The organism is Brevundimonas sp. 'scallop' (assembly GCF_011045535.1).
Classification (GTDB): Bacteria; Pseudomonadota; Alphaproteobacteria; order Caulobacterales; family Caulobacteraceae; genus Brevundimonas; species Brevundimonas vesicularis.
This window is the reverse complement of the sequence record NZ_CP039382.1, coordinates 30,401-44,136: the sequence shown is the minus strand read 5'-3', so window position 1 is coordinate 44,136 and position 13,736 is coordinate 30,401. Positions and strand designations below refer to the sequence as shown.

At 67.8% G+C, this 13,736-nt stretch carries 10 protein-coding genes; 5 read left to right on the top strand and 5 right to left on the bottom strand.

Features of this window, described 5'->3' with window-relative positions; translation table 11 throughout:
* Window positions 1-1,353 (bottom strand): DcaP family trimeric outer membrane transporter, encoded by a 1,353-nt coding sequence (locus E4341_RS00185; RefSeq protein WP_165113840.1) that lies wholly within the window; start codon window positions 1,351-1,353, stop codon window positions 1-3.
* Between the two features lie 161 nt (window positions 1,354-1,514).
* Between E4341_RS00185 and E4341_RS00180 the strand changes: the two genes are divergently transcribed.
* Window positions 1,515-2,123 carry a response regulator transcription factor gene (locus E4341_RS00180; RefSeq protein WP_165113835.1) on the top strand — a complete coding sequence of 203 codons (609 nt, stop codon included), beginning with the start codon at window positions 1,515-1,517 and terminating at the stop codon, window positions 2,121-2,123.
* Here E4341_RS00180 and E4341_RS00175 read toward each other — a convergent pair.
* From E4341_RS00175 to folE, 4 genes are all read right to left on the bottom strand, one after another.
* On the bottom strand, window positions 2,120-5,485 hold the full coding sequence (locus tag E4341_RS00175; RefSeq protein WP_165113831.1) for a PAS domain-containing hybrid sensor histidine kinase/response regulator: 3,366 nt from the start codon (window positions 5,483-5,485) through the stop codon (window positions 2,120-2,122). The genes E4341_RS00180 and E4341_RS00175 overlap by 4 nt on opposite strands.
* A 90-nt stretch (window positions 5,486-5,575) precedes the next feature.
* Complete coding sequence (locus tag E4341_RS00170) at window positions 5,576-7,249, bottom strand: MFS transporter (protein ID WP_017505637.1); 1,674 nt, start codon at window positions 7,247-7,249, stop codon at window positions 5,576-5,578.
* Window positions 7,250-7,407: 158 nt separating this feature from the next.
* A complete protein-coding gene (locus tag E4341_RS00165) occupies window positions 7,408-8,565 on the bottom strand; it encodes an acyltransferase (protein ID WP_165113827.1) in 1,158 nt (385 codons plus the stop codon).
* 63 nt (window positions 8,566-8,628) lie between these two features.
* Complete coding sequence (folE, locus tag E4341_RS00160; protein ID WP_039246287.1) at window positions 8,629-9,213, bottom strand: GTP cyclohydrolase I FolE; 585 nt, start codon at window positions 9,211-9,213, stop codon at window positions 8,629-8,631.
* Between the two features lie 298 nt (window positions 9,214-9,511).
* On the opposite strand from folE, the gene fliQ reads away from it, so the two are divergent.
* The 4 genes from fliQ to cckA are packed head-to-tail and all read left to right on the top strand — an operon-like array spanning window position 9,512 to window position 13,720.
* Window positions 9,512-9,775 carry a flagellar biosynthesis protein FliQ gene (gene fliQ / locus E4341_RS00155; protein WP_017505641.1) on the top strand — a complete coding sequence of 88 codons (264 nt, stop codon included), beginning with the start codon at window positions 9,512-9,514 and terminating at the stop codon, window positions 9,773-9,775.
* The gene (gene fliR / locus E4341_RS00150; protein ID WP_039246288.1) at window positions 9,775-10,548 is read left to right on the top strand and encodes a flagellar biosynthetic protein FliR; all 774 of its coding nucleotides are present in this window, start codon (window positions 9,775-9,777) and stop codon (window positions 10,546-10,548) included. Before fliQ ends, fliR begins: the two co-directional genes overlap by 1 nt.
* Window positions 10,541-11,617 carry a flagellar biosynthesis protein FlhB gene (flhB, locus tag E4341_RS00145; protein ID WP_091750338.1) on the top strand — a complete coding sequence of 359 codons (1,077 nt, stop codon included), beginning with the start codon at window positions 10,541-10,543 and terminating at the stop codon, window positions 11,615-11,617. The genes fliR and flhB overlap by 8 nt, the downstream gene beginning before the upstream one ends.
* A gap of 51 nt (window positions 11,618-11,668) precedes the next feature.
* Window positions 11,669-13,720, top strand: a complete 2,052-nt coding sequence (cckA, locus tag E4341_RS00140) for a cell cycle histidine kinase CckA (protein ID WP_055806826.1) — start codon at window positions 11,669-11,671, stop codon at window positions 13,718-13,720.
* The last annotated feature ends 16 nt before the right edge of the window (window positions 13,721-13,736 follow it).

Sequence of the window (13,736 nt, the reverse complement as noted above, 5' to 3'; positions counted from 1 at the left end):
TCAGAATCCGTATTTGGCGAACAGGATCAGACGGGTCATGTCGCCGCTGGCGCCGGTTTCGATCTCGCGGTCCGCGAACATCAGCTCGGCCCCGACATCAAACGCCGTAACCGGCGACCAGATCAAGTTGGCGTGGAGGCTCTGGGCCGAACGGTTGGCGGCCAGGCCTGTGAAGCCGGTGTCGTTGTCCACCTTCTGCGCCGACCAGATCAGGCTGGAACGCCAGCCGGGCGCCCAGACGTGGCGATAGGCGGCGAAGCCGGCGACCACGCCGATCGCATCCAGATCGCCCGAGCCGTTCAGCACCGCGTCGTTGGAGAAGTTGAGACCGACATAGCGGCCGATGCCCTCGCCGCCCGTCACCATCAGGCGCAGATCGTCCTTGGCGCCGACCTTTATCTTGGTCGAGGCCGACAGCCCCCAGCCGGTCGCAGTGGAATCGATGTTGCTGGCCGGGCTCTGGTATTTCAGCTGGCGCAGCAGGCCCGCGATCTGGAAATCCCCCCAGGGCTTGGACACCGCATAGCGGGCGGTGAAGTCCGGCAGGCTGTTGTCGTCGGCGACGATGCGCGCGCCGCCGCCGAACGGGGTCACGGTCGTCTCCGGGTTCTCGACCGAGACCGAGAAGGGACCGCGCGTATAGCGGACCTGGACCTGACGGGCGAAGACCGTGCCCTCCGCCGCGCCGATGAAGTCGGCGGATTCAGGCAGGACGGCGGTGTTCTGGAAGTTGGTCCACTCCTGGCCGATCAGCCAGTTGTCGATGGTGATGAAGGCGCGACGCAGGGCCGGGTTGGCCGGGCTGGTGGTGCGCTGGTCGCCGGCGCCGGGCAGGGTCTGGAAGTCCATCTCCATCCGGGTGCCGATCTTGTGGCCGCCGACCATGCCGTCGGTGGTCAGCCAGAAGCGGGTCTGGCGGGCGTTGAAGTCGGTCGCCGTATCCTCATCGGTCCCGCCGATGGGGATGGAGCCGGGAATGTGGAATTCACGCAGCGCGTCGCCGTTTGCCGGGTCGCCGCCCGAGTAGCGGCTGGCGTAGGCATCGACCTTGACGAAGCCGCCGAACTTGACCGTGTGGTCGCCGATTCGGAAGCCGTCGCTGGGGGCGGAGGGCGCCGCGGCCTGCTGGACCGGGGCGGGCGCGGCGGGGCGGGTCTCCAGGCGGATGATGTCCTGCTGTTGCGCCGCCTGCTGGGTTCGCGCGGCGACGACCTCGGACTTCAGGGCGTTCAACTGGGCTTCGAGCTGAGCGATGCGCGCCTCGAGCGCGGCCTGGTCCTGGGCCGAGGCCAGGCTGGGCGTCGTCATCAGCGCAACGGCGGCGGCTCCCGCCATCAGGCTTTTCGTGATCATGATGAACCTCCCGCGCCCGTCTCGCGCGGGCGTCCCTTTGACGACCTTTCCGCCTCCGGCCTCGGGGAGCCATTGGCCATTGGTCTAATTTCGACCAAAGTCGAACCGCGCCATGATGGCGACGACGCGGCCGGTCAGACGCCGCGCACGGAAGGAAGCCCATGGATCGCATCGTCGTCGCCGACGACCATCCCCTGTTTCGCGCCGCCCTGCGCTCGGCCGTCGATAAGGCAGCGCCGGGCGCGGAGGTGGTGGAATGCGCCAGCCTGGCCGAGGCTAAGGCCGCCATGGTCGCGGGGGCCGTCGATCTGTTGCTGCTGGATCTGAAGCTGTCGGACAGTGAGGGGATGGCGGGCCTCGCCGCCGTGCGGGCCGAACAGCCGACCGTGCCGGTGGCGGTGGTCTCGGCCAGTGAGGACGCGCCCGTTGTGCGCCACGCCTTGGGTTTGGGCGCCGCCGGCTTCATTCCCAAGTCTTCGTCCCTGCCGCAGATGGTCGAGGCGATCGCGGCCATTCTGGCCGGCGACAGCTGGGCGCCGGATGTGCCCGAGGCCGATGACGATCTGGCCGGCCGCGTGGCCAGCCTGACGCCGTCGCAGCTGCGGATCCTCGAAGGGCTGAAGGCCGGCCGGCTGAACAAGCAGATCGCCTTCGACCTCGGCGTGTCCGAGGCCACCATCAAGGCGCATCTGACTAGCGTGTTTCGAAAGCTGGGCGTTCACAACCGAACCCAGGCGGTGATCCTGGCCAAGTCGCTGGACCCGGCTTAACTAGACAGGAAGGCCTTCAGCGCCGCCGGCTTGATCGGCTTTGGCAAAAGGACGGCGCCGGCCGCCGTCGCTTGTTCGTTCAGCCCGTCGCGGGTGTCGGCGGTGACCAGGGCGATGCGGCGCACGCCCTGGGGCCTCAGCCAGTCGATGACGGCGAAGCCTTCCGGCCCATCGCCCAGATGCAGATCGACCACGGCGGCGTCGAACGGCCCTTGCGCCGCCTTGGCCGCCTCGACGCTGGCGACCAGCGTCGGCCGCGCGCCCCAGCGGGTGAGCAAAGCGTTCAGCGCGTCCAGAATCACCGGCTCATTGTCCACGCACAACACGCGCAGACCCGACAGCGGCAGGCGCGCCTCGCGCACCGGCGGGGCCTCGGCGGGCAGGTCGGCCGCGCTGCGCGGCACGGTGATCCGGAAGGTCGTGCCGCGTCCCAAACGTGAACTCAGCTCCAGCGGGTGATCGAGCAGGCTGGACAGGCGGCGCACGATGGCCAGCCCCAGGCCTGCGCCCGGTTCGTCGACAGCGCCCGGCAGACGCACGAACTCGCCGAAGACGGTTTCGTGTTCGGTATCGGGGATCCCGCGTCCGGTGTCGCAGACGAACAGCTGCACCGTCTCGCCCCGCCGACGCGCCCCGACCAACACCCGGCCGGCATCCGTATAGCGGATGGCGTTGGCCACCAGATTTTGCAGCATGGAGCGCAGCAGATCACGGTCGGACGCGACCCACAGGCGGCTGGACATCACGGTCAGTTCTAGACCCTTGGCCTCGGCCACGGGCGCGAACTCGCGGCGCAGTTCGTCGAACAGGCCGCCCAGCGACAGCCGCGCGACATTGGTCCGCACGCCGCCGGCCTCCAGCTTGGACAGGTTCAGCAGGGCGGTCAGCAGACGGTGGGCGCTGTCGATGGCGCGGTCTGCGTTGACGGCCAGGGTGCGGCTGGTCGGGTCTTCCAGAGCCGGCTCCTCCTTTAAGGCGGCGATGAACAGGCGGGCGGCGTGCAACGGTTGCAGCAGGTCGTGGCTGGCGGCGGCCAGGAACCGGGTTTTGGAGGCCGTGGCGTCCTCGGCCACGCGCCGGGCCTCGTCCAGTCGGGCGGTGCGGTCCGCAACGCGCGCCTCCAGCCGTTCGTTGGCCTCTTCCAGCTCACGCGCGGCTTGGCGCAGGGCCGTGATGTCGGTGTAGCTGGTGGCGTAGCCGCCGCCGGGGATCGGCGCGCCTGAGGAGCGCAGCACCCGGCCGTCGGGCTGCTGGCGTTCGTGATCGTGGGGAATGCGGCGGCTCAGCGCTTCCAGCCGTCGCTCGACCCAGGCCTCGATGTCGTCGGGGCTCTCGCCGCGCTCGGCGTTCAGCCGATAAATGACGGCGATGGGCAGGCCGACGTGGACGAAGCCCGCCGGCAGGTCGAACATGGCGACGTAGCGCCTGTTCCAGGCGGTGACGCGCAGATCCTCGTCCACCACGATCACGCCCTGGTCGATGTTGTCGAGCGTGGTCTGCAGCAGGTCACGGTTGAACTGAACCGCCTGGGACGCCTCGTCCAGCATCCGCACCACATCCTCGGGCGCGCGCCCGACGCCGGCCAGCGCCGCCGCGATGACCCGCCGCGCAGAGGCCGCGCCGATGGCGCCGGCCAGCATCCGCTCGGCGGCGCGCGCCAGGGCCGCGTCGGCTGGGTCGGCGTCGCGCAGCTTGGTGTCGGTCTCATCGCCCCAGGCGGTGAAGGCGCGCTCGGCCCGTTCGTCGCCGATGAAGCGAGCCACCAGGGCGCGCAAATCGCCGACCGAGGCGCCCGACGGCGCGGGCCGGGCCTCCATCCAGTCCGGTCCCAGCCGATCCACGAAGGCGCGGGCCTGAACCCGGTCGATCAGGCGGGGCTGAGCAAAGCGCGACACGCCGACATAGGCCGCCAGGTTCAGCGCCAGGCTGACGAAGACGCCGAGCGCCAGCGGGTCGCCTATCCCCAGCATGACGTGCAGGTGCCAGGGCGCGCTGGGCGACAGCTGGGGAAGCGCCAGCATGACGATCCAGACGCCCATGCCGACCGTCATGCCCGCCAGCGCCCCCTGCGCATGGCCGCCGCGCCAAAGGACCGCGCCGAACAGGGCCGGCGCCAGCTGGGCCATCGCCGCGAAGGATACCAGCCCCATGGCCGCCAGGCCGCGCGACTGGTCCGTCGCCTGATAATAGAGCCAAGCCAGCAGCAGGACCGCGACGATGGCCCCGCGCCGGACCTGAAGGATGGTCCCAGCCATGTCGGAGGCGTCGCCGCGCACCCGCCAACGCTCGCGCGCCAGGAAGGGCAGGATCAGGCTGTTGGACACCATGGCCGACAGGGCGACGGCCTCGACGATGACCATGGCGGTAGCGGCGGAAAAGCCGCCGACGAAGACCACGGCCGTCAGCAGGGTCTCGCCGCGCTGGAACGGCAGGGCCAGCACCAGCAAGTCCGGATTCACTGAGGGCGCGAACAGGGCGCCGGCCGCCACCAGCGGCAGCACCGCCAGACTGGTGAGCAGCAGATAGAGAGGAAAGATCCACCGAGCCCGCTTTACGTCCGACGGCTGGGCGCCCTCGACGAAGGCGACATGGAACTGGCGCGGCAAGCAGAAGATGGCCAAGGTCGACAGCAGGGTGATGGCGGTGAAGCGCGGCGTGACCTCGGGCGGCGCGGCCAAGGCGCCCAGGCCCTCGACGATGCGTGGGGGCGAGCCTTCGTTCAGCAGCAGGACCAGGGCGAAGACGGCGACGAACAGCAGGGCGCCCAGCTTGACCATCGATTCCAGGCCGATCGCCTGGATCAGGCCGCGATTGTGCTCAGTCAGGTCGGGACGGCGCGCTCCGAACAGGATGGCAAAGAAGGCCAGGACGCCGGCCAGCACCAGGACCGTCAGACCCTCGGACCCCGCCACCGGCGTGCCGGCGGTCAGCAGGGCCCCGGCCATCGACAGCGACTTCAACTGCAGCGCGATATAGGGCAGCGACCCCAGGATGGCGACGACGGTGACCGCCGCGCCCAGGGTCTGGCTCTTGCCGTAACGCGAGGCGACGAAGTCGGCCATGGAGCCCACGTTCTCGCGCCGGGCGGCCGCCGCGATCCGGCGCCATAGCGGAAACAGCAACGTCAGGCCGATCACCGGGCCGATGTAGATGGGAAGATACTCCCACCCGTCGCGCGCCGCCGTGCCGACCGCGCCATAGTAGGTCCATGAGGTGCAGTAGATGGCCAACGACAGGGCATAGACCGACGGCCCCAACCCCTTGCCGCGCGCGCGCGCCGACGGCCGTTCCTGAGACCAGGCGACGGCGAACAGCACCGCCATATAGGCGGCGACCAGGCCGAGGATCGTCAGGCTGAACATCGGGGCATCTGAACCGGGCGCGGGGTGTTTCACAAGCGAAAGGCGGGCCGTCTTGCGACGACCCGCCCTTCATTCCGCCTGAAAGCAGGATCAGGCGTTCAGATCGACGTCCTTGCCTTCCTTGACCAGCAGGAAGCCCAGAACGACCGTCCCCAGGGCCACCACGATCGGGTACCACAGGCCGGAGTAGATGTTGCCCGTCGCCGCCACGATGGCGAAGGCGGTGGTCGGCAGGAAGCCGCCGAACCAGCCATTGCCGATGTGATAGGGCAGGGACATGGAGGTGTAGCGGATGTTGGTTGGGAACATCTCGACCAGGGCCGCCGCGATCGGTCCGTAGACCATGGTCACATAGAAGCCGAGGATGAACAGGATCAGCACCACCATCGGCTTGTTGACCAGGGCGCTGTCGGCCTTGGCCGGATAACCGGCGGCGGTCAGCGCCTCGCCCAGGCTCTTGTCCCAGGTCTTCTTCTGGGCGGCGAAATCGGCCGGGGCCATGGCGTCGCCCCGGAAGCTGGGGATGACGACCTGATCGCCGATGCGCACCTCGGCGACCGTGCCCGCCGGCGCCGCGACGTTGGTGTAGGTCACGCCCGCCTTGGCCAGATAGGATTTGGCCACATCACAGGAGTGGTTGAACACCGTCTTGCCCACCGGATCGAACTGCAGATTACAGTCTGCCGGATCGGCGTAGACCGTGACCGGCGCCGAGGCGGCGGCGGCGGCCAGTTTCGGATTGGCGGCCTGGGTCAGGGCGTTGAACAGCGGGAAATAGGTCAGGGCCGCGATCAGGCAGCCGGCCAGGATGATCGGCTTGCGCCCCACCTTGTCCGAAAGCCAGCCCCAGAAGATGAAGAAGGGCGAGGCGGCGAGAAGCGCGATGGTCAGCAGCACATAGACCAGGGTGGCGTCGACCTTCATGACCCGTTCCAGGAAGAACAGGGCGTAGAACTGACCGGTGTACCAGATGACGGCCTGACCGGCGGTGAGGCCCAGCAGGGCGATCAGCACCAGCTTCAGGTTGGGCCATTTGCCGAAGCTGTCCTTCAGCGGGGTCTTAGAGCCCTTGCCCTCAGCCTTCATCCGCTTGAACGACGGGCTTTCGGCCAGCTTCAGGCGGATCCACAGGGAGACGCCCAGGAGCAGGATCGAGACCAGGAACGGGATGCGCCAGCCCCAGGCGGCGAAGGCTTCCTCGCCCAGTGTGTAGCGAACGCTCAGGATCACCACGAGGCTCAGCACCAGGCCGGCGGTCGCGGTGATCTGGATGAAGGAGGTGTAGTAGCCGCGTTTGCCCTGCGGGGCGTGCTCGGCGACGTAGGTGGCGGCGCCGCCGTATTCACCGCCCAGGGCCAGGCCCTGGATCAGGCGCATCAACACCAGGATGATAGGCGCGGCTATGCCGATGACCGCATAGGGCGGCAAGAGGCCGACGACGAAGGTCGACAGACCCATCAGCAGCATGGTGACGAGGAAGGTGTTCTTGCGTCCCCACAGGTCGCCCAGCCGCCCGAAGACGATGGCGCCGAACGGCCGCACTGCAAAGCCGGCGGCGAAGGCCATCAGGGCGAAGATGTAGCCGGTGGTCTCGTTGACGCCGGAGAAGAACTGGACGGTGATGATCGCCGCCAGCGAGCCGTAAAGATAGAAGTCGTACCACTCGATGACGGTGCCGACCGATGAGGCGAGGATGACCAGGCGATCGCTGCGATCGACGGTGTGCTCCTCTCCTCCGGACGCAAGGGGTGCGTCGGTTGCCATGTTCCATTTCCTCCCGTGTCGCCGTTATCGGCCGTTCTGCACATCCTTCAGGATGCGTGGACGCCGACATTGACCGAGAGCGGGGCGGGTGGAGAGAGCGACTTTGGTCGAGGATCGCCGGTCGCCAAGGTGACCTTGGGGTCGAGGATCGCTGGCGATCAGCCGTCGATGGAGATGACCGGGCCGAGCTTGGGTTGCGCCTTGCCGCGACGGGCGCTGCGACGCTTCAGCCAGGCGCGGATGCGGGTCTGGATCGGATTGTCGATCGCGAAGTGGAAGGCGAAGGCGAAGGCGACCGCCGCGATGACGCCCAGGCCCCACAGGCCCCATTGAACGAAGAGGGGCAAGGCGACGCGCGCCTCGACTGCATTGACCACGCCGAACCAGACGATGCGGACCACCTCGTTGGAGATGAACATGGAGAAGGAGACCATGGCGGCGGTCTCCACCCACTTCGAGGGCTTGGTCACAGGCACGGCGCCGGCGGCCAGGATGATGATCGAGATCAGGGTCAGGGCGACAAGGGCGTGCTTGTCGTGAAGCTGAAGCGCGAAGAAGCCGACGGCGGCCAGCACCCCGGCCCAGCCGGCCAGGCGCGGGGCGATCCAGACCTTCTGGGCGAACCAGGCCAGGCACATGCCCAGGAAGAACAGCGGCAAGGCGCGGATGATGCCGTAGCGCATCGGCATCTGATAGACGGGATAGCCGAGGAACGACCAGCACAGCTGGTTGGCGATCAGATAGACGCCGACGCCGACGGCCAGGGCCGACCAAGGACCCAGACGCATCAGGCCGCGAATGATCCAGGGGAAGGCCAGATAGCAGCCGATCAGGGCCGAGATCGACCAGGTCGGCGCGTTCCAGCCCAGGCCGCCATGCACGCCATAGGATTGCAGCAGCAGCAGCTGGGCCGGCAGCTGATCCCAGGCGAACCATTCGGGATTGCGGGGCGGCGAGCCGGCGGCGGTGGCCAGAAGCACGAAGCCGACCAGCGAAAGCCCCATGAACAGATGGGCGGGGACGACGCGAAGGAACCGCTTGAGGAAGAAGTCGCCGGGCGACATCCGGCCTTTGTCCACCGCCGCGCCATAGACGCGCATCAGCACATAGCCGCTGTCGATCAGGAAGAAGTTGGTCAGCAGGAAGCCGCCGCGTTCGAAGATCGGATTGATCAGATGGGCGAGCGGCTCGGGCCCTGCGGCCTGGAAGTGATGCAGGATGATCAGGAAGGCCACGATGAAACGCAGTGCGTCCAGCCAGCCGCCGCGCGCAATCTGAACTGTCTCATTGCGGGTCGAAATCGGGGACCAGGGCATCGTCAGCGCCTCCTTTGATCCCTTCACCGCAAGCGTCGGGCCAGTTCGCCTGTCAGGCGAACGTCACGACAGCACCAGACGCATGAACTCCTCGCGCGTGCGGGGATCGTCGCGGACGACGCCGATCAGGTGGCTGGTCGACAGGCTGGCGCCGGGCGCATTGACGCCGCGCAGGGTCATGCAGCTGTGCTCGGCCTCGATGACCACGCCGACGCCGTGGGGGCGCAGGACGGTCTGGATGGCCTCGGCGATCTCGGAGGTCATCTTCTCCTGGATCTGAAGGCGGCGGGCGAAGCCGCGCACGACGCGAGCCAGTTTGGAGATGCCGACGACGCGGTCCGTCGGCAGATAGGCGACGTGCGCCTTGCCCACGACCGGCAGCATATGGTGCTCGCAGAAGCTGACGAAGCGGATGTCCTTCAGCACGACCAGTTGGTCGTAGCCGCCCGTCTCCTCGAAGGTCTTCTCCAGATAGGAGAGGGGATCCACCTCATAGCCCTGGAAAAGCTCGCGGTAGCTCTTGGCGACGCGGGCGGGGGTTTCCAGCAGACCTTCGCGGTCCGGGTTGTCACCGGCCCATTCGATCAGGGTGCGGACGGCGGCTTCGGCGTCGGCCTGGGAGACTTTGGAGGCGGGGGCGTCGGTCATGGCGGCCTAGATAGCGGAGCGCTTGAGGGAAGGGGAGAGGGCGAGCCGTCCCATTACGAGGCGGACGCGCGTTCAGACGGTGGAGTCGGAAAAAGAGAGTCTAATTCGTCTAATTCGTCTGAAATCGAATGGCTGGCGCTCCCCAAGGCGAAGGCGGGGAGGTCGGCATCGAAGCGGCGCCGTTCAAGGCCGCTGACGAGATTTTTCCATGGTCAGGGCCGCGCGAAGACGCGTGTGGTTAGCGGCCTGTTAACCATCCTGTCGGCATTTTCTGCCCAGTAGTTGCTGGAGTGGGCCGATGAACGGCGCGGAAGTTCTGGACGTCGGGCGCGACGCCATCTGGCTGACGATCCAGCTGTGCCTGCCGGTGTTGCTGGTCGGTCTGGTCGTCGGCGTGGTGATCGGCCTGTTTCAGGCCCTGACGCAGATTCAGGAGCAGACCCTAATCTATGCGCCCAAGATCATCGCCATCTTCGTCAGCCTGATCCTGTTCCTGCCGCTGATGGGCGCCCTGTTGGGCGGCTTCATGCGCCAGATCGCGGCCCGCATCGCGGGGATGTAGTGGACGCTTATGCGACCGCCGATCAGGTCTGGGCCGGCGGGCTGATCTTCGCCCGGATCGGGGCGATCCTGATGCTGATCCCTGGCTTCGGCGAGGCCTATGTGCCGCCGCGCGTGCGACTGTCGCTGGCTTTGGTCATCAGTCTGGCGCTGTGGCCGGTGGTGCGCGCATCGCTGCCGGGCCTGCCGGACAGCATGGGGTTGATGGTCGGGTGGATCATCCGCGAGGTGGTCGTCGGCCTGATGATCGGCCTGCTGCTGCGCATGTTCATGAGCGCCCTGGCGACGGCGGGCGAGATCGTGTCGTTGCAGACGACGCTGAGCTTCGCCCAGACCGCCAATCCGATGCAGGCCCAGCCCGGTTCGACCATCGCCGCCTTTCTGGCCCTGCTGGGGGTGACGCTGCTGTTCGCCACCGACACCCATCACCTGTTCATCGCCGGCATGGTGGGCTCGTATCGGCTGATCTCGCCGGCCCAGCCGCTGATGATGGCCGACTTCACCCAGATGGCCGTGCGGACCTTGGGCGACAGCTTCCTGCTGGGGGTGCAGCTGTCGGCGCCGGTGCTGGTCTTCGCCTTGATCTTCAACCTGGCGTCCGGCCTGGTGGCGCGGGTCATGCCGTCGTTCCAGGTCTATTTCGCCGCCGCGCCCTTGAGCGTCATCCTGGGCCTGTCGATCTTCGCGCTGAGCCTGGGTGCGCTGGGCACCCTCTTCATCGACCGCTACCGCCGTCTGGCGGAGTATTTCGTGCTGGGAGGCCCTGGTGGCTGAAGGCGCGGATCCCGAGTCGAAAACCGAAGAGGCGACCCCGCGAAAGCTTGAGGACGCCCGAAAGAAGGGCGATGCGGCCAAGTCGCCCGACGTCGCCCAGGTGCTGTCGCTGGCGGGAGCGGCGGCGGTGATCCTGATGGGGGGAGGCTGGTTCGCCTCGTCCATCGCCGAACAGATGCTGCCCTTCATCGCCGCGCCGCACGAGATGCTGGGGGTGCTGAACTCGGGCGCCGGAAACCAGATCATGGTGCGCGCCGTCTGGGCCGTGGCGCCCTTTCTGGGAGCCGTCATGCTGGCGACCATCCTGGGCGGGGTCGGGGGCAATGTCGCCCAGTCCGGCCTGATCTTCACCGCCGAAAAGCTGAAGCCCAAATGGTCGGCGGTCAGCCCGATGCAGGGGTTCAAGCGCATCTTCGGCCCCGACGGCCTGGCGCAGTTCGTCAAGACCTTCCTGAAGCTGATCGCCGTCTGCGTCGTGTGCTGGATGGTGTTGAAGCCGCACCTGCGCGAGTTCGAGAACATGGCCTCAATCAGCCCGCTGGCGATCCTGCCGCTGGCGCGCGACATGGCGATCTCGCTGTTCGTGGCCTCGATCATCCTGCTGGGCGCCACGGCCGGAGCCGACTTCATCTGGCAGAAGATGCGCTTCGCCAAGCGGATGCGCATGACCAAGGAAGAGCTGAAGGAAGACTTCAAACAGTCCGAAGGCGACCCGCACATCAAGGCCAAGCTGAAGCAGATCCGCATGCAGCGCAGCCGCCAGCGGATGATGGCCAATGTGCCCAAGGCCACCGTCATCGTGACCAACCCGACCCACTATTCGGTCGCCCTGCGCTATGAGCCGGATCAGGGCGACGGGGCGCCGATCTGCGTGGCCAAGGGCGTCGACGCCTTGGCCCTGCGCATCCGCGAAGTGGCGACCGAGCACGGCGTGCCGATCGTCGAGAACGTGCCGTTGGCGCGCGCCCTGTACGCCACCGTCGAGGTGGACGAGGTTATTCCGCGCGAACATTTCGACGCCGCCGCCAAGATCATCGGCTTCGTCTTCCAGTCCCGTAAGCGCCGGTAAGGCGGCATCAGGATTTGGGCGTATGATCGCAACACTGATTCGCGAGGCTGTATGACGTCCACCCGCCGCCCTTCGTTCGACCTGTTGTCCGGCGTGATGGCGTTCGGCGTCGTGGCGGCGATTGCGGCGTTGGCCTATCCGGCGTTTCGCGCCAACCCGACCTCGGCGCCGGGACTGGTGCTGATCCTGACCGTGGGCGCGATCGCCCTGATCGGTCTGTTCGGCTTCCGCCGGGCGGCGGACGCCAAGCCGAGCAGCGATGCGGCCATCGAGGTGCTGGACGCCATGGCCGAACCGGCGGCGCTGGTCTGGGATTCAGGACAGATCCTGGCCTTCAACGCCGCCTGGTCCGAGGCCAATGGCGCGACCGGCGCCCTGCCGCGCGGCAAGTCGGCCCAGGCCCTCTACATGGCCTTCGCCCAGGCGCGCAAAGGCGAGCCGGGCCGCGCCATCGTCATGATTGGACAGCGCGAGGTCGAGGTCGTCATCGGCCAGATCGGCGATGGAAAGACGGGCGAGGGCAGGTTCCTGATGCGCGCGGCGCCGGACGCCGTCCTGCCCATCGCCGCCGCGCCCGTCCACACGCCGGCCGCCGCAGCGACCGGCGAGGCGCGGGCCATGGCCGCCGGGGCGCCGTTCGGCTCGGCCGTGATCGGCGGCGACGACCTGTTTTCCGGCCGCGCGGAAGAGGCCAATCCGGCGCTTGCCGTTCTGACCGGACCGGGGGCGGCGCGCGATGCAGCCTTTGGTCATCTGTTCGATCCGGGCGGAATCGCCGAGGCGCGGCTGAAGCTGGCGGGCGGATCGTCGGGCCCGATCGAACTGGTCGCGCGGGCCTACCCCGACAAGATGCTGCATCTGTATGTGGCGCCCGAGGGCGACAAACGGCGCATCTGGCTGTTCGACGTCTCGGGTCAGAAGTCGATGGAGCTTCAGCTCAACCAGGCCCAGAAGATGCAGGCCGTGGGCCAGCTGGCCGGGGGCGTGGCGCACGACTTCAACAATCTGCTGACGGCGATCCAGCTTCAGCTCTCGGGTCTGCTGGAACGGCACCCGGTGGGCGACCCTTCGTACGAGGGGTTGAACGAGATCCGTCAGACGGCCATTCGCGCGGCCGACCTGGTGCGCAAGCTGCTGGCCTTCTCGCGCAAGTCCACGGTGCGGCGCGAGCGGCTGGACCTGGGCGAACTGGTCGGCGAGTTCGCCATCCTGCTGCGGCGGCTGCTGCGCGAGGACGTCCGGCTGGAGACCGACTACGGACGCGACCTGCCAGTCGTGCTGGCCGACAAGTCTCAGCTGGAGACGGCGGTGATGAACCTGGCCGTCAACGCGCGCGACGCCATGCGCGGCGTGGTCGAGCCGGGCGCCGGCGTCGTCACCATCGCCACGCGCCGCCTGACGGGCGACGAGGCGCGAGCCCTGGGCTGGGTTGATGCGCCGACGGACGAGGTGGCCCTGATCGAGGTCTCGGACACCGGACCCGGCGTGCCGCCCGAACTGGCGGACAAGATCTTCGAACCCTTCTTCACCACCAAGGCGGTGAACGAGGGCACCGGCATGGGTCTGGCCACCGTCTATGGCATCGTGCAGCAGGCGGGCGGCCACATCACCGTCAGCAATATCGAAGGCGCGGGCGCCGCCTTCCGCATCTTCCTGCCGGCGGCGGGCGAGGCGGAGCTGGCCGAGGTTCAGCCGGTCGAGGTCAAGGCCAAGGCGCCGCGCGACCTGTCAGGCGCTGGCCGCATCCTGTTCGTCGAGGACGAGGACGCCGTGCGCGGCATCGCCGCCCGGCTGCTGCGCCAGCGCGGCTATGAAGTCATCGAGGCCGCCGACGGCGAGGAGGCCCTGCTGCTGGCCGAGGAACACGCCGGCCAGATCGACATGATGATCTCCGACGTCATCATGCCGGGGCTGGACGGGCCGTCCTTGCTGAAGAAGGCGCGCAAATATCTGGGCGACGCGCCGGTCATGTTTATCTCGGGCTATGCCGAGAGCGACTTCTCGGACCTGTTGCAAGACGAGACGGGCGTGTCCTTCCTGCCCAAGCCGCTGGACATCAAGACGCTGGCGGAGCGTGTGAAGCAGGAACTGCACGCGGGCTGATCGCCCCCATAAAGGG

What these genes read in the sequence shown, in the direction of transcription:
- E4341_RS00185 (WP_165113840.1), bottom strand. Translation starts at nt 1,353, where the DNA reads ATGATCACGAAAAGCCTGATGGCGGGAGCCGCCGCCGTTGCGCTGATG.
- E4341_RS00180 (WP_165113835.1), top strand. Translation starts at nt 1,515, where the DNA reads ATGGATCGCATCGTCGTCGCCGACGACCATCCCCTGTTTCGCGCCGCC.
- E4341_RS00175 (WP_165113831.1), bottom strand. Translation starts at nt 5,485, where the DNA reads ATGTTCAGCCTGACGATCCTCGGCCTGGTCGCCGCCTATATGGCGGTG.
- E4341_RS00170 (WP_017505637.1), bottom strand. Translation starts at nt 7,249, where the DNA reads ATGGCAACCGACGCACCCCTTGCGTCCGGAGGAGAGGAGCACACCGTC.
- E4341_RS00165 (WP_165113827.1), bottom strand. Translation starts at nt 8,565, where the DNA reads ATGCCCTGGTCCCCGATTTCGACCCGCAATGAGACAGTTCAGATTGCG.
- folE (WP_039246287.1), bottom strand. Translation starts at nt 9,213, where the DNA reads ATGACCGACGCCCCCGCCTCCAAAGTCTCCCAGGCCGACGCCGAAGCC.
- fliQ (WP_017505641.1), top strand. Translation starts at nt 9,512, where the DNA reads ATGAACGGCGCGGAAGTTCTGGACGTCGGGCGCGACGCCATCTGGCTG.
- cckA (WP_055806826.1), top strand. Translation starts at nt 11,669, where the DNA reads ATGACGTCCACCCGCCGCCCTTCGTTCGACCTGTTGTCCGGCGTGATG.